This window comes from Peribacillus sp. FSL M8-0224 (genome assembly GCF_038003055.1).
GTDB lineage: Bacteria > Bacillota > Bacilli > Bacillales > DSM-1321 > Peribacillus > Peribacillus frigoritolerans.
Genome location: NZ_JBBOOJ010000001.1, coordinates 895,353 through 912,061, shown reverse-complemented (window position 1 = coordinate 912,061; position 16,709 = coordinate 895,353). Strand labels below are relative to the sequence as shown.

Below are 16,709 nucleotides of genomic sequence, written 5' to 3'. Positions count from 1 at the left end.
ATCCAAAACTGTTAAAATCAACATGATGAAAAAAGAAAAATTATAATAATTTGAAATATTTAATAATAGTAACACTTTATCTTTAAACAGGAAGCTTTTTATCGAAACAAATTCCAATGTTCCTGAATGACCTTCCCTTATCCAACAATGGCATGAGTTACTTCGGCTATTTACGAATGGAAACATATCAGTGTCCACCTCAGGAAACCGTTTAAAACGGCAACAGAAAAAAACGCTGATCATTTCTGAACAGCGTTAGCGAGCTTCAATTAACGAATCTGCCTGTTTTCCCCTTAGATTCCCAATAATCATTACGAAGATGGATTTTTTGTATTTTCCCCGATGCCGTTTTTGGAAGCTCATCGACGAACGACACACTGGTAACTGATTTGAAATGAGCTAATTTTTCCCGTGTGAAGGCCTTTATATCATCCTCCGTTAATTTCACGCCCATTTTTGGCACAATGAATGCATGCGGTGTCTCTCCCCACTTTTCATGCGGAACGGCAATGACTGCCGCTTCAAGTATGTCCGGATGTTCGTAGAGTATTCCTTCCACTTCTATGGAAGAGATATTTTCTCCGCCACTAATGATTATATCCTTTTTGCGGTCAACGATATCCACATTCCCGTTTTCATCGATTGTGGCCATATCCCCTGTATGCAGCCATCCATTTATCAGTGTCTGGCTGGTCGCTTCTTCATTTTTCCAATAACCTAACATCACTCCATGGCTGCGGACGATAAGCTCGCCGATATCCACGCCATCTTGGGCAACTTCCTCACCATTGTCATGGATAACCTTTACCTCACTGCCTATGATGGGATATCCGGCTTTCGCCTTCATCCTGTATTTTTCTTTTTCCGGAAGATCATCGAATTCAGAACGAATCAGCGATATCAGACTGACCGGTGTTGATTCAGTCATTCCGTAAATTTGAATGAATTCCCAGCCTAACTCTTTTTCCACCCTTGTAACGAATGCAGGAGGCGGAGCGGAACCCGCAACAACGATCCGGATATCCTGCTCGATTTTCGGAACATTCCGTTCATAATATTGGAACAGTGAATTCAGAACCGTCGGTGCCATATGCATGATGGAAACCTTATGCTTTTGCAGTGCATCAAATATCATTTCTGGGCTGGTTTTCCTCAAACAAACTTGAGTGGCACCATTTGCCGTATAATAAAATGGCGCCCCCCACCCATTCACGTGGAACATCGGCAGTACGTGCAAATATGTATCGCGGTCATTGACCCTGAAATGATGCATCGCACCCAGGGCATGTAAATAGTTGTTGCGGTGAGTCAGCATCACCCCTTTGGGATTTCCTGTGGTCCCGCTAGTATAAAGAAGGCTCGAAACATCATTTTCATCCACTGACTCCCGGTTAAAGCACTTGTTATCATAACGTTCCAGCCAATGGTTGTAATCGGTTTCATTTATCTCTTCATCTTTATAATGAACGATTATGTGCTCCACCGATTCAAGTTCGTCCTTGACAGGGGAAATAAGATGATACAATTCCTGATCTACGAAAAGGACCTTGGACTCGCTATGGTTCAAAATGAAAACATAATCTGCAGGCTTCAAACGGATATTCAAGGGAACGATTACTGCCCCAATTTGAAATACCCCATAAAAGCCTTCAAGCATTTCAATTGAGTTAGGTGCCAAATATGCCACCTTGTCACCCTTTTTGACACCGAGATCCCTTAAACCATTTGAAAGCTGGTTTACACGGCCGTTCAATTCTGCGTAGGTTAATACCTTGTCATCTCCAATGATGGCTTTCTTATCGCCATATAGTAAGGCTGCTCGATCTAAGAAATGCGATAATACTAATGGTACATTCATTTCCTCACCTCTATTTTTATTTGAAAATTCTGAATTAGAATTATATTACCATATCTGTTTACAACATTCCAATAATATCAGCCGTTGTTATATAACAATATATTAATAGGCAGATGAATCACATCAATCATGAGTCAACATACAATACATTGAAACTCCCTTCAGTGATAGGCTCATGGCCTTAAATTCAGGGGAAAACCAGAATAAAAAAAGGGTGATTTTCTTGCCGGCCATCGTAGGAATCGTTCAAGTCATCAACGTCGGTAGCAGTGGAATTGTCCATATTGGTGACGTCTTTAAAATTAGTCCCTATTCCACCTCAAAAACGTTTGCAGGTGCTGGCTCGTTTAATACGGGTGAATCCATATCCCTTTATAATGCCTATAGCACCACGAATACAAATGATACTGATGGTGTTGATCAGCCACTGGTCCTAAATCTCTAATGTTTTAAGAAAGGAGTCAGCATGATCTTCAATATTCACCAGACCATACAAATTAATATGATAAAAATTGAAAGCATCGCCAATTCATCCGTTTTTCAAATAGGTAGTGCAGGGGTGATTAAACCATATTCCACATTGGCCAATACCGGTGGATTCACTGAGCCTGCTCCCGAAATTGAAGCCGATGTAACCCCATTAGCCAGTTTCGTCCCATTTACGCCCTCCTAGTTCATAGGCATTCACCTACATCCTACTTTTTCATATACTGTCTTATATGAAATCAACTTATTGTGAAGGTGGGTGTTGAATCGTGAATCAGGATCTCTATTCATATTCCATACAAATGCAGCGTTTTCTTGAAGCCCAGGATAAACGGATCATGAAACTTGAACACGAACTCAAACGCCTGACAGATGAAATTGCCGAGCTGAAAAATAAACCGCCAATCCATGTAGATAAAATTGAATATAAATTCGATCAGTTAAAAGTCGAATCTTTAGATGGAACATTGAATATCGGTTTAAATCCAACTGACCTTAACAACATTGATGAATTTGCCGTCAACAACCAACCCGTTCAACCTGCACCTAACCTATTTCCAGGAAGGGAAATCGTCGTCCAGGAAATTCACAATGATATACTTTCAGACTTGGAAAATATGATTCACGATGCGGAAACCCAGCTGAAAATATCCTTGGAAGCATCTTATCATGACTTCATTAAACAGGACGTCGAACGCCAGCTTCATCAACGCATCAATATGTATTTCGATAATCTTTCTTACGCGGAACGTGCACCGCAGCAACGGGATAATGTCAAGGAAAAGATCAGGGAGAAGGTGAAATCCGATATTCAAACTGCATTATTCCAATTCATTACCCATTCACAAGCCGAGACAGGAGGAAATCCAAATGGAGTTTAATGTAACCAATCACCAGCTTTGTGTAGGAGATATTAAAATTACCGGTGTAGCAAGCTCTGCTTTATTTCTCATAGGGGATGTACAAACGGTCCAACTATCCTCAGCATTCGATACCCCGCCGGAATCCCTTATCATAGGTCCATTCGTGCCGCTTTCTCCAGAAGGATAAATATGTTTTCAAGAATATCAAAAGTAAAATCTATAGTATCAGACACGGTATCGTTCAGCTCCGCCATGCAAATCGGGGATACTTCATATATTGACGGGAATTCCCTGGCTTTAGCCGTTCAAAAGAAAAGTGAAACTTTCCACTCAGTCGATATTCATTTCGCAGACTATGACATCTTTAAGAAACCATTTTATATCCCAAGATTGAATGAACCAGTCATATCAAGTTTTTCAAATCCGAATCCCTTCATACGGGTCGGCAATATCAATATAATCGGGATATCTTCCTCATCTGTGGTTGGTGTGGGGAACGTAGGCCATGCACGTATGGAGTCAAGAGTGAAACATATTCGGGAGGTTCCTAAAAAACCTGAAGAGACGCCAATCGGGGATTCCACCAACAACACTTAAACTTTTAAAGGAGGGGTTCATATGCCTGCCATTATCGGCCCGGTTCAAGTATTTAATGTCGCGCAAGGAAACCTGTTATTCGGTGATTGCGCCGTCATTTCCCCTAAGTCTTCCTCCAAATCGGTTTTCGGATCCGGCTCAGGGAACACAGCTGCAATCACTTTCACGGCCAATGGCCTGAATGGAAGCAATGTCCTTGATATCAATGGAGTTGACCAGCCCATTACAGGGAATAATTAGTCATAGAAAAAGCCTCCCATTTCCAGGGAGGCTTTTACATTCGGACTATTTTTCTAACATGTTAAATACTTGCTCAACATCTTTGTCTCCCCTGCCTGATAAATTAACGATCAGTATATCTTCCCTTGTTAACTCTTTAGCTAGCTTCATGGCGTGAGCCAGGGCATGTGAGCTTTCGAGAGCTGGAATGATTCCCTCTGTTTTGGATAATACCTGAAAAGCCTCCAGCGCTTCTTCCCCTTTTACCGTCACATACTCCGCTCGTCCGCTATTTTTCAAAAAACTATGCTCGGGTCCCACGCTTGGGTAATCCAAACCGGCGGCTATGGAAAATGTCGGTTTTGGTTCCCCTTGCTCATCCACTAACGTCAAACTTTTGAATCCGTGCAATACTGCCGGGACACCTTGCGAAATACTTGGGGCTTCAATTGGCTCTACACCAATTAAACGGACATTTTCTTCATCGAGATAATGAGCAAAAGCACCGATCGCATTACTTCCCCCTCCTGCACAGGCAATGATGGCTGTGGGCAGTTTCCCTTCCTTTTCAAGGATCTGGCGCTTCGATTCTTCACTTATGATTGATTGGAAATGCTTAACGATCGTTGGATATGGGTGTGGCCCCACTGCTGAACCAAGTAAGTAAAAAGTATTTTCATAGTTTTGCACCAAGTCATTCAATGCCTCATCAACAGCATCCTTCAATCGACCCTGTCCCTTTTCGACCGCTACGACTTTTGCCCCCAGCAATTCCATCCGAAAGACATTCAATGCCTGCCTCTCCGTATCCAGCTTACCCATATAGATCACACACTCCATGCCAAACATCGCACATGCTGTCGCAGTCGCCACACCATGCTGTCCTGCTCCTGTTTCTGCGATGATGCGTTTAGCACCCCTTCGTTTAGCAAGCAGGATTTGTCCAATCGCATTATTAATTTTATGAGCACCTGTATGATTCAGATCTTCACGCTTCAAGTATATTTTTGCCCCGCCAACCTTTTCAGTTAAATTCTTTGCAAGTGTTAACGGGTTTTCGCGTCCGACATATTCTTTCAGATAATATCGGAACTCCTCAATGAATTCCGGGTCATCCTTATATTTCAGGAATTCCGTTTCTAAAATATCCATAACTTCCTGAAGTTCACCCGGTATAAAGCTTCCACCGAACTCACCAAAGTATCCCTTGCTCTTGATCTCACTCGTCATACTCTTCTCTACTCCTTTAAAAAGGTATTTTTCTCCACTAGTATATAGTAAGCATTTACACTTTTTCAAACTATTCTGTTTATTCAACCAAAAAGAAGCGTCCCACATCAATGGGACACTCCTTCTCTCTTATACTTCCAATAAATGCGAGCCGTCAAAGAAAAACAAGTAACGGCCGGTTACCTTCTTATTCATTATCCCTTCAACAGCCCTCGTATAAAGCTGAAGCTGCATCTGGTATCGATCGGCAAGAATCCCTTTAGCCCCTTCGTACCCGTTTGCAAAACGGCCGGTGATCGTATCCGTTTTATAGTCGAGAAGCACAAGACCTTGTTCATCCTCAAAGATACAATCAATCACACCTTGGATAAGGACTTCTTCATCTCCAGCTTTCCAATCGCTGTAAGCTTCCTTTGCAGGCAGCGACATCGTAAATGGCACTTCACGGCGAATGCTTTTGGCCCTCTGCATTCTTTGCCCGATTTCACTATCGAAGAAATCGACGATCGTCTCAGGATCCACAGCTTCTTTCTGTTCCTCCGTCAACAGCTCACGTTGAATCAGATCAATGATCAGTTGCTGAATCGATTGAATGGTAATGTCTTTAGATAGATCAATATGCTGCATGACTAAATGTGTAATCGTACCCCTTTCAGCAGGAGTCAGTGACTTTTCTTGCATGAAAGTCGGCCGCTTCGTGATAGGCCGCTTAAATTTACGCAACAGCTCTGTGGAGCTTTGTTCGTCCTTGAGTTCATATTGACGTTTTAATTCAGAAACGGATTGCTTGGAACGATACACCGTCGCCTCATGCTCGGGGTACTCCCATTCCAGCTGTTCCTTGATATCATCATAAAACTCGGAAACGATGCCGACCTTCTCCGATTTCTGGACATGTTCAAGCATTTGCTCTTGAACCAGTGCCTCTTCCTCATCCAGAACAGCAAGCTCTTCACTCGGAATGACGGAAATGGACCAATTCGATGGATGTGACTCCATTTCCAAGCCAAGACCTGCAGCACCAAGAGAATCCCGATGTCGGACAAGGGATGGACCAATCCAATCAAGATAACTTTTTGCACCTGCCCGTACATAGTCCTTCAATAGCCAATCTCCATGTGCCGCATTACTTTCCCAGTTCTGCTGCGTTTTTTCTGCATCATTGATACTGGCAATCAAATATAGCTTTTCCTTAGCCCTTGTTAGCGCCACGTAGAGGACACGCATCTCCTCGGCAATTAATTCAAGCTGCTTTTTTTTCTTAAAAGCCAATTGAGGGAGGGATGGATATGTTATCCGTAATTCGGAATTCACATACTTTGCCGCAAAGCCATAATCTTTATCCAGTAAATAGGACTTTCGTAAATCCATCATATTGAATTGCTTGGAAAGACCGGCAATGAACACGATCGGGAACTCAAGCCCCTTTGACGAGTGAATCGTCATCAGCCGGACTACATCTTCCTGTTCCCCTAAAGCCCGAGCTGCCCCTAAATCATCTCCACGTTCTTGCATCCTTTCTATGAACCGCAAGAAACGGAACAGACCGCGGAAAGAACTTGCTTCATATTGCCTTGCCCTGTCATACAGCGCTCGTAAATTGGCCTGACGCTGTTTCCCGCCCGGCATCCCACCTGCAAAATCATAAAACTGCGTTTCGCGGTATAGGAGCCAGATCAGATCTGATAATGCCTCCTGCCTGGCAATCTTCCGCCACTTCACTAGATTTTTATAAAATGCAGAGGCTTTTTCATAAAGCCCCGGATGTTCCTCAGGGTCACTCTTTCTGTAAAAATCAGCTAGTGCTTCGTAATAGCTTCCTGTATGGAATAAACGCACCTTTGACATCTCTTCTTCATCCAACCCGACGATAGGTGAACGGAGAACGGAAGCCAATGGGATATCCTGTTGCGGATTATCAATCACCTTCAATAAGGAAATCATGATGGCCACTTCGGTCGCTTCAAAATACCCTGTGGACAAATTGGCATAGACTGGAATTCCCTGCTTTTTAAATTCCTCCATGATTTGCGGTGCCCATGGCATCGAACGAAGTAGAATGACCATGTCCCGATAAGTGGCAGATCGGTACCTTTTGGTTTTCGTATCATATATCCGATACTTTTCGCTTATAGCCTTTTTAATGAGCTTGGCCATCTGCCTTGCTTCGAGCTGCGCTTTTTCAAGCTCCTCGGCCTCAAATCCGCCATCATACCCTTCCACTTCCAAATGAGCTTCAGGATCGGCTGCTCCATCAATTAAATGAAGTTCGATCGGGTTTGGATCGTCTTCGGGATATGGGGCACCTTTTTTCAATTGGGCATCTTCATCATAATCAATCTCACCGACTGTAATGCCCATCAACTGTTGAAACAAGAAATTGGTCCCATCAAGAACTTCCTTTCGGCTCCGGAAATTGCGGTTTAAATCAATTTTCAGTCCGGAATCAACACCGTCATGGGTAAATCGTGTGTATTTTCCAAGGAAGAGATTCGGTTCTGCAAGCCTGAACCGGTAAATGGACTGCTTGACATCGCCTACCATGAAAAGATTCCCATCATATTCTCCATCAGCCGTCACCAGTTTTAAGATCGATTCCTGAACCAGGTTCGTGTCCTGGTATTCATCCACTAGTACCTCTTTGAACTGGTTCCTGTATTCAATGGCTGCCGCTGAAGGTTTTCGTTCACCATCCACCGTTTCCCCTGTCAAAATTTGAAGACAATAATGTTCCAAATCGGCGAAATCCACCAAGTTCTTTTCTGCTTTTGCAGCAAAGAATCTTTCGTCAAACCGTTTAACAAGCATTACAAGTGTATCGACATAACCCTTAAGCTCCCTTATATCCCGCAGGTAGCTTTCCGGTTTCCGGGAAAATAACTCTTCCTGTAACGATTTGATGATCTTCTTGGCCTTATCCCGGTACTTGGTAGCCTCATCAGCAACTTCCTTGATAAAATCTGCACCGGTAAGGCGTTTTGCCGTCCCGAATTTCACGTTTTGGATTTCCTCATAAAGTGCATTCCAGGATTGGTCCTTCACTTCCGAAAGTTTAGCAACCAGTGCAAGATCGGCTATATAGTTCTCAGCCCTTGGAGCCGGCCCCCCAGGGGTTTTTGTCAACGCAAGCGAGCGTTCCAATAAATCCCTGGCCGTGTCCAATTGTAAACCAATATCGAACTTCAATGAATCGATAAACGAAAGATCATCGATCCCATCATCATCTGCCAGCTCATACATGCTGGCGGCACCATCGAGCCATCGGTCCGGGTTTGGATTCGATTGCGAAAAATCATGCAGCGACCGAACGATATTCTGAAGTGCATCATCATTTCGATCACTTGTGAAAGCATCGACCAAATTAAAGAACTCTTCGTTATCACTTTGGCCATACTGCTCCTCGAAAAGCTCTTCCATCACTTCATCACGGAGCAGCTGGATCTCCGTTGAATCTGCAATCCGGAAGCCCGGGTCGATATCCGTAAGATAATAATACTTCCTGATCACCTCTAGACAAAACGAATGGAGTGTGGAAATCGAAGCACGATTAATCAAGCTCAACTGCTTACGTAAATGCTGTGAATGCGGATTATCATTAATCGCTTTTTCTAATGCCTCACTTACCCGATGGCGCATTTCGGCAGCCGAGGCATTGGTGAATGTAACCACGAGCAGTTCATCAACATCGATTGGATCTTCTTCTGAAATGACTTTTTGAATGATCCGATTGACCAGTACCGCTGTTTTCCCTGAACCCGCAGCGGCCGCAACCAGGATGTCCTGATCTTTAGCCCATATTGCCTTCCATTGATCTTCCGTCCAAGTCACGTCTCCTGGCAGAGCAGGAATTTTCGTTTTACTCATCGCTCTCCCCCTCTCCCCTTAATAGCTCAAGAACGTCATTTTGTTTCTTCTGTGCCAAATTCCTGAATTGGTTCTCCTCCAGTGACTGGTCGAATTGGCATACAGATTTAAAGGAACAGAAGGTACACGGCGTTTTTTCCTTTAATTTGTATGGAGTAATATCCACATCACCATCGACCATTCGATCACCAGCTTCCTGATAAATACGGCGCACATGATGATTCAGAAGCGAAAACTCTTCCCTGCTGGCAACTTTGGAAGCCGCCAGGAGCGATCCGTCCTTTTTAAATCCAGCTGGAATGATATCCGACTTACCCGAATTTTCAATATCAAGAGAGGTATCCATCAACTGAATGACATTTGAATGGTCCAGTACAAGTCCATTCATTTTAAAGCTTTTATAAATTTCTTCTTCAATTTTATCCAAACTGAGCATACCCTTTGATTTGACAACGGGATTATGCACATGAAAATACAAAACTCCGGCTGGAATCGCTTCTTTTCCAATCAGCGACTTGGAATGGGTGACGACGATATCTAGGTATGTCAACATTTGCAGCGCGAGTCCATAATATACTTCACTCATGTTCAGTTCCTTTTCACTCGACTTATAATCGAGCACACGCAAATAGACACCCTCATCTTCTTCCGCTTTATCCACTCGGTCGATCCGCCCGATCAATTCCATCTTCGTACCGTTTTTCAATGTAAAAGAAAGTGGCGGCAGCTCGCCATTTTTTCCGAATCCAAGTTCTAATCCGATCGGAGCAAAACCGCTCGCCTTTGCATGTTCACTTAATACGATCGAGGCACGTCCTATCACGTTTTCGAGTTTCCTGCGTAAATAGTGATGGCGGTTCGTACTTAACAAAATCTGATTTTGGAGTTTAGGAGCAAGTCTCTCCACAGCAATTCTGGCCAGCTCCAAGCATTGTTCCGGGGTCAATGTAGACCAAGGAATATCATGTTCCTTCAAGTAATCGGAAATCATTTTCAACGCTCCATGGAACATCTCGCCTATATCCGGGGCATCCAAACGGAAAATCTGCCTTTCCCTCAATTTCAAGCCATGAGCCGCATAATGGGAAAACGGGCAGCTATTGAACATTTCCATCCTGGATACACTCGTAAGAATGCTCTCACCGTATAATTGCTTACTTGTTTCCTCAGTTAATTTCTTTGTCCTATTTTGATAAAAAAGGCTCGATAAAACCTTAGTTGCTGAAGGACCGGCCATTTCATCATCAATAATGGCATTATATACATCCCACCATAGTGAATGGATTGGATAGTTCCTTTTCTTCAGCTGCAATTGGGCAGCCAGGTACGAAAGGGCCACATCATGATTCGCTGCATATTTCACCTGTTCCTCTGCAGGCAGATCGGACGGATCGTTCATATAATACACATCGGAAACGTTAGGCAATACGTCCCTTACCCGTTTCAAATAGGATGAAGGTAAAAGCGCCTTCCCTTCCTCATCGGCAAGCGGATATGATAAATAAAGGGCCTCGGCAGGCGTAGTGAATGCTTTGTACGCTGTGAACTCCTCATCCAGCAGGCGCACTTTCGAACTTGGGGCAACATCAAGTCCACCAGCCAGCAGCACATCACGATCACTATCTGAAAATATCCCGTCAGATACAGCTTTTCCCGGCAGAACCCCTTCGTTCAAACCGATAACAAAAGCTGTCTTCACATCATCCAGGCGGGATAAATCTAGATTAGCGACTAATACTTGGTCAATTGCCGGCGGTACCAAAGAAAATTCAAGAGACTCCAGACCAGCTTCAATGATTACCGCAAACTGTTTCATGGAAAGCTCTTCCCCGCTCAGCAGTTCAACGAATTGGTCCAATAGGTCGACAACCGCATTCCATGTTTGCTCATGCTCTCTTGCCGATACCAAATCACCTGCTTCTTCTGCCTCCAGTTTCAGCTTTTCCAATTTTTCCGGTATATGCAATTCTTCAAGATATAGATAAAGGGCTTCACACAATTCCCTGCCATTAGCAGCCTTTTTAGCCCGTTTTGATAGCTTCAAGATGGGCTCGGTAAATAATTGCTTCATTTCATTCAACTCTTGCTCAAGCATCATTTCCTTATCCGTTTGGTTCCGGTCCTCGAGTTCCAGACCGCGGAATCGCCGGTAGGTCCAACGATCTTTGGACGTCCACCCGCTTCCTTTAATGCCGCGTGCCAGCACATAGTTTTCCAGCTTATCTACCTGTTCACGCATCCGATCGTGGTTTTTTTGCAGCGGAAATAGAAGCTCTGTCTTGATTGCACGAAATACCGGTTCATAACGCCAATAGCCATTGATGATCTCCAAAGTCGAACGAATCAGTTCAATCAGAGGATGATTCAGCATCGTCCGCTTGGAATCGACGAACAAGGGAATTTGATAATCCCGAAAAACGGTTTGTAAAATATCTGCGTATGCTTCCCCGTTACGGACTAAAATCGCAATATCACGGAAACGGTGCTGTCTCTGTCTGACCAGCGACAAGATATCCCGGGCAACTCCTTCAATCTCAGCTCTGCGGTTAACTGCCTGGGCGATCGTTACATCAGGTGACTGCTCAAACGTTCGTGCAGGACGAATGGAAAAATAAGTTTCCAGATGATTCAGCCCCGGACTCTTTCCAAACCTTTCCGATCTTTTTAAGATTCGATCTTCTGAAATCGGTATGCCATTCCTCAATCCAGCCTGATATAGGTGATGATAAAGGTTTCCCGTTTGCCTGAACAATTGCAAATCATCCGGAGCATATTGCCTGTAGGGCTGATCTAACGTCAGCGAGATCGTTACACTCCTGCACAGCTTCATCATTTCTTCAACAATCAATAATTCCTGTGGAGTCAAGCTATAAAAACCATCGATATATATATCCGCATTCCTTATATATGAAGACTCTGACATTTTTTCGATCAGCAAAGTGAAATAATCTTCGGAGTCTAAATATTTATTGACCATTTCATCCTCAAAAGCCTGATAGACCAATTCAAGATCATGCAGTTTATCCTGAATGCCGCTGCCGGCCTGTGAGGTTTCAGCCAAATAGTTTTGAATGTCATCAGGTTGGATGCAATACTGCTTGAACTCAGCCAGCATTAGCTCCATCTGTGCAATGAACCCCTGCTTATCAGCAGATCGACTGAACATCTTTAACTCTTCCTTTTTATCATCCATGATCTTCCGTATCAGCATATTAACGCCAACACTGTCCAGATGCAGCCGGCTCATCCCCCCGGTTTCCTGAAGAACGCGCCAAGCAAGCCTGCTAAAACTGAAAACCTGTGTCCGGATCATTCCGGCAAGGCCTGGTGTTTTAATTAATTTATATTCAGATAGAAACGTCATCTGATCAGGAACGAGGTAGATAATTGGATTTCCTTCGGGATCTTCTGCCAATTTAGAGCGGATTTCGTCCAATATATTCGAAGTTTTCCCTGTACCCGATCTTCCCAGTAAAAAACGGAGTGACATCTCTTTTCCCCCTTACAACATAATATCTAGATCCATCATACCAGAAATACTTTCGTCTTTATGACTAGGTTTCTGTTTCCAATTAGATTTACCTTCTATTATTTTACCGTTTCCCTTAAAAAAACACCAACCGTACGTTCGCGTTTTCCCCAAAAGAAAAAGCCCGCATCATACTCGGGCTTCACAATCACTCACCTGTAAACTTAAAATTGAAATCATTGACCGGCCAATATCGAACATCCACTTTACCGACAACATTTTCTACCGGTATATAACCAAAGTGACGGCTGTCAGCACTTTCAAGACGATTATCACCCATGACAAAAAGCTTGCCCTCCGGAACTTTGGTCATATCCGTCAATTCTTTTAATGTAAAATCACCTGTAAAATCCTGTCCTGGGAAACCTTCCTTGAATTTCTCAAGATAAGGCTCATCCACTTTCTCACCATTTACGTATAGCCAATCATCTTTATAACGAATACGGTCACCTGCAACCCCTATAACCCGCTTAACATAATCTTCTTGTGAATTCGCATGAAAAACAATAATGTCAAAACGGTTGATATCATGAATCTGGTAATTGATTTTATTCACGACAAGTTTATTTCCATCTTCAAGGGTCGGCTGCATCGACTTTCCTTCAACATCATAGCTTGAAAAGAGAAATGTACGGATTAAGATGTAAATAACAAAAGCTATCATCGCTGGTTTTATCCAATCGGATAAAGAATTCTTGTTTGTTTTTTCCATCTAGTTCAACCCCTACTGCATTTATATATTAATTTATTGCCCTTCTTCTCTCTTCATGCTTTTATTTAACCGGACTTCCAGTCTTTTCCCCACATACCATAGGATAAAGATGACGATTCCGATAATGATCGTTCGCACAGGTTTATGAATCAATGATACTAAATCGTAACCTACGAAACTGATCGTAAAAATCATCACCGCCTTCCCTCCAACTACTGCAAGTCCATATTGCAGGGTACTGACTTTTGATAGCCCTGCAACGATATTAACGATAGCCGAAGGTGTAAAAGGGAAGCAGAGCAATATGAACAAAGGCCCGAATCCATGGCTCTCAACCCAAACCATCAACCTCTGCACCTGTTTATGCTTTTGCAAAAATCGGAAAAACCTCATTTGACCATATCTTCTAATAATCCAAAAGATCAAAAAGGACCCCGCTACCGCACCAATCCAAGAAAATAAAAACCCCCACCAGAGACCAAATGCCGTTGCATTGGCAAGCACGAACACCACTAAGGGCAAAAAAGGCAAAAAAGCTTCCAGCATCGGCAGTAAGATCCCGGGAATTGGACCGAATGAGCGATATTGCTGAATAAGTGCCGATATATGATCAAGTGTAAACCACTCACGTATAGTATCCAAATCCATAATTATCTCCCTCGACATGCTGCCATCAAAGCAGCATAAACTTATTAAAAACCGTTTATTTTAGATATATCACTTTCCCCCGAAATTGCAAGAATTATTATCCATATATCTTCATACTTTCCCTATCTCCGGAAAACATAATCTTATTAACGAATATTTCTAGATTTATCAAAACTGCTTGCATAACCACTGAAAATACATTAGGATAAAAACGGAACAAATGTTCTTATTTTTACGGAAGATACATATTAGTATTAAAAACGCGCTATTTAGAAAGGGGCGGTCATGATGACCCGCATTCCAGAAGGTGACCGAAATATGATTGAAAAAGCCATCTACCTCCCTATGGTTATTACAGTCTTAAACCGGGATCTCAAGGTCATCGAAATTAGTCCGTTTAAATTAAAAAGGCCCTATTCGGAGCTAGTCGAACATATTTTAAAAGTGGTTCAAGACGAACTTGCCGAGGTACGGCGCTATTTGCGCAAAGAGAATATTAAGGTTAGTGAAATCAAACGCGATGAATCCTTCACGATGTATTGTTTTTTATATAAAGGATACGAGGAACATCATAATTATTTCAATCCCCGCCTTCGCAACAAAACCGAAGACTTGTTATGTTATTACTTTTTCGAAAAAAAACCCTCAAGGGATTAACGGGTTACAACGGAGCCTTCCGGAAGGATACAAATTCCCTTGGACGTAAAAAGGATGACCATAAAAAAGCACCGCATCTCTCCTGGCATAAAGGTAAGGGAGTCTTTCATGATCAAGATCGATTAGACTCACTTACCTCCATTCCCCTGTTTGAATATTCCATAACATCATAATTTAATTGGCTAGTTCAAACCATGGAGTCATCTCCGTGAAAGATTACTTTTCGATCAAGGCATAACCTATGTAATCAAGTGCATACTGAATATCCTAACAATTTTAGTTTTAAGATTCCTTAAATGAAAGTTAATTACATGCTCCATGACAAAGGTTGGAGTGGCACCCGTTATGATCGACTCATCATATTGAAGAAAAGGATAGGAAAACAGTCAGCTTCGACAAATCGATGTAAAAGTAACCAATATCATGATCCGCCGCAGAATGTAACACGTATCCCATGATTTGCCCTGATCGATTGCCATCAACCAATCCCTGCATCGAATGAATGGAAATTCCTTTAGGACGATGGGACGCTTAAAAAGCCCATGCTATTGGATCAAGCTCTATCATGTCGGATGAAATGTCTGCCATGGATTTCAGATTTCAGATAGATAATATCTTCTTCTGAAAATACCTTTTACATTTAACTGCGTTACTTCAAGTTCCCTAGTTATGGCATCCTTCATTAAAAGTTTGCTGTATGCATAGCATCGCCTTCGTTCTTGATGATTAAACGGCAGAAAGTCGAAGCTGCCTGGTATGGTATACTATCCTCTTCCCTATTATAGGAACCGAGGACTGCCATAGCCGCTTCTCCTCTTCTTGTTACACAAGCCGTTTGCACTTACTGCTTACTGAATTAAGGCAACAGTTTCGACGAAAATGTCCTTAACGATTAAAAGGCTGGCCCGTTTGTTCATTATTAAGCGACATTTTAATTTCCATTCATCTATTATAACTATACGTCTAAACTATCATTTTAGTGTCAGTACAACGTTATTGAGAAAGATGTTAATTGCATATCCATAACTAGTATTATCTACTAGTAACACCCCCTTTATATTAAACGTATAAAGCAAAAAGAACTTCCAGAAAAACAAAACCATTTGTGAAATACTGAACAAAAGATACATCATCGGTGTCTTTCATATTATGTATTAAGGAGCCAATCATTAAGGAAACTTATACCCATCCCTAATTTCTTATGATAACCATGCAATGTTTTATTTGCATGGTTTAATTTGTAGCCAAAAGGGTTCCTATCTAAATTTTAAAACAAAGTTGGTTGGAACAAAAGGTGCAAACGCGCCGAGGAGGCTCTCGGACCGCCCGCGGAAAGCGAGTGCCTGGGGGGGGTAATCAACGTTTAAATTGTACAAATCCTAAAAAAACAGTAACAATCTCTTTAACAAAATATTTTGTTGGTAATACTAACTTTCTACGCAGCCTGCTCCTTTAATATATGCCAACTTCACACTCTTTTCTGAGAGGAATAGATTTTTTAGTGATTGACTCTTTAAAATAATGGTTTTCATTTTAATTCAAGAGATTAATCATAAATACCCAGGATCATTTTCCCTAAACATAAGCCTAGACGATATTTCCCTTTTTTTACCACAAATAAAAATCGTGTCCATATTCCCATATTCCCATTTTTCCGGTTACACATGGTAAATTATTAACCGGAGGGGAAAAATGAAGAAAATAAATATTCTACTGGTGGCTGTTCTTGTTTTATCTTTATTCACTGGACTTAAAACAACTGAGGCAGCCTCAAATGTAAAGGTACATTTTATCAACGTTGGACAAGGAGATTCAATCGGGCGGCAGAAGATGTCGTTGTAATAATGTGCTAAATATAGCACCCCGAGAAATGGTAACATTTTCTCCTTGGGACAGTACAGTGTCTGGGACCTAATCCCTCCCCTGCAATGAGAATTACCTCTTATTGTACGGGTCAGCTTGGAGGGTAAGAAACGGGGAAGTGAGCCGAAAGGATTGTAGGCAACAGGCAACTCTGTATGGTGAATAGGAACCTATGGTTAACGG

14 protein-coding genes are annotated in these 16,709 nt (G+C 42.3%); 8 read left to right on the top strand and 6 right to left on the bottom strand.

Going from position 1 to position 16,709, the window contains the following annotated elements; all coding sequences use genetic code 11:
* Positions 1-265: 265 nt before the first annotated feature.
* Complete coding sequence (locus MKX49_RS04380) at positions 266-1,858, bottom strand: long-chain-fatty-acid--CoA ligase (protein WP_340875233.1); 1,593 nt, start codon at positions 1,856-1,858, stop codon at positions 266-268.
* Between the two features lie 223 nt (positions 1,859-2,081).
* Here MKX49_RS04380 and MKX49_RS04375 point away from each other — a divergent pair, with 223 nt between their 5' ends.
* The 6 genes from MKX49_RS04375 (at position 2,082) to MKX49_RS04350 (ending at position 4,044) form a co-directional block, all read left to right on the top strand.
* Complete coding sequence (locus tag MKX49_RS04375; protein WP_034315507.1) at positions 2,082-2,303, top strand: spore germination protein; 222 nt, start codon at positions 2,082-2,084, stop codon at positions 2,301-2,303.
* Between the two features lie 21 nt (positions 2,304-2,324).
* On the top strand, positions 2,325-2,531 hold the full coding sequence (locus tag MKX49_RS04370) for a spore germination protein GerPB (protein WP_034314608.1): 207 nt from the start codon (positions 2,325-2,327) through the stop codon (positions 2,529-2,531).
* 82 nt (positions 2,532-2,613) lie between these two features.
* Complete coding sequence (gene gerPC / locus MKX49_RS04365) at positions 2,614-3,225, top strand: spore germination protein GerPC (protein ID WP_048686854.1); 612 nt, start codon at positions 2,614-2,616, stop codon at positions 3,223-3,225.
* Positions 3,215-3,394, top strand: coding sequence for a hypothetical protein (locus tag MKX49_RS04360; RefSeq protein WP_034314611.1), 180 nt, complete (start codon positions 3,215-3,217; stop codon positions 3,392-3,394). The genes gerPC and MKX49_RS04360 overlap by 11 nt, the downstream gene beginning before the upstream one ends.
* Before the next feature lie 2 nt (positions 3,395-3,396).
* Positions 3,397-3,804, top strand: coding sequence for a spore germination protein GerPE (locus MKX49_RS04355; protein ID WP_340875228.1), 408 nt, complete (start codon positions 3,397-3,399; stop codon positions 3,802-3,804).
* Between the two features lie 21 nt (positions 3,805-3,825).
* Positions 3,826-4,044, top strand: coding sequence for a spore germination protein (locus MKX49_RS04350; RefSeq protein ID WP_063596493.1), 219 nt, complete (start codon positions 3,826-3,828; stop codon positions 4,042-4,044).
* Between the two features lie 45 nt (positions 4,045-4,089).
* On the opposite strand, the gene trpB is transcribed toward MKX49_RS04350, so the two are convergent.
* The 5 genes from trpB to MKX49_RS04325 all read right to left on the bottom strand — a co-directional run bounded on the left by trpB (position 4,090) and on the right by MKX49_RS04325 (position 14,006).
* A complete protein-coding gene (gene trpB / locus MKX49_RS04345; RefSeq protein WP_340875226.1) occupies positions 4,090-5,253 on the bottom strand; it encodes a tryptophan synthase subunit beta in 1,164 nt (387 codons plus the stop codon).
* Between the two features lie 129 nt (positions 5,254-5,382).
* Positions 5,383-9,117 carry a helicase-exonuclease AddAB subunit AddA gene (gene addA / locus MKX49_RS04340; RefSeq protein WP_340875225.1) on the bottom strand — a complete coding sequence of 1,245 codons (3,735 nt, stop codon included), beginning with the start codon at positions 9,115-9,117 and terminating at the stop codon, positions 5,383-5,385.
* A complete protein-coding gene (gene addB, locus MKX49_RS04335) occupies positions 9,110-12,607 on the bottom strand; it encodes a helicase-exonuclease AddAB subunit AddB (protein WP_340875223.1) in 3,498 nt (1,165 codons plus the stop codon). Before addB ends, addA begins: the two co-directional genes overlap by 8 nt.
* Before the next feature lie 187 nt (positions 12,608-12,794).
* Positions 12,795-13,358 (bottom strand): signal peptidase I, encoded by a 564-nt coding sequence (gene lepB, locus MKX49_RS04330; protein ID WP_034314624.1) that lies wholly within the window; start codon positions 13,356-13,358, stop codon positions 12,795-12,797.
* Between the two features lie 33 nt (positions 13,359-13,391).
* The gene (locus MKX49_RS04325) at positions 13,392-14,006 is read right to left on the bottom strand and encodes a TVP38/TMEM64 family protein (RefSeq protein ID WP_048680052.1); all 615 of its coding nucleotides are present in this window, start codon (positions 14,004-14,006) and stop codon (positions 13,392-13,394) included.
* Between the two features lie 288 nt (positions 14,007-14,294).
* Between MKX49_RS04325 and MKX49_RS04320 the strand changes: the two genes are divergently transcribed.
* Positions 14,295-14,663, top strand: a complete 369-nt coding sequence (locus tag MKX49_RS04320) for a hypothetical protein (protein ID WP_034314629.1) — start codon at positions 14,295-14,297, stop codon at positions 14,661-14,663.
* A 1,692-nt stretch (positions 14,664-16,355) separates the two neighbouring features.
* Positions 16,356-16,505, top strand: coding sequence for a hypothetical protein (locus MKX49_RS04315; protein WP_336863264.1), 150 nt, complete (start codon positions 16,356-16,358; stop codon positions 16,503-16,505).
* The last annotated feature ends 204 nt before the right edge of the window (positions 16,506-16,709 follow it).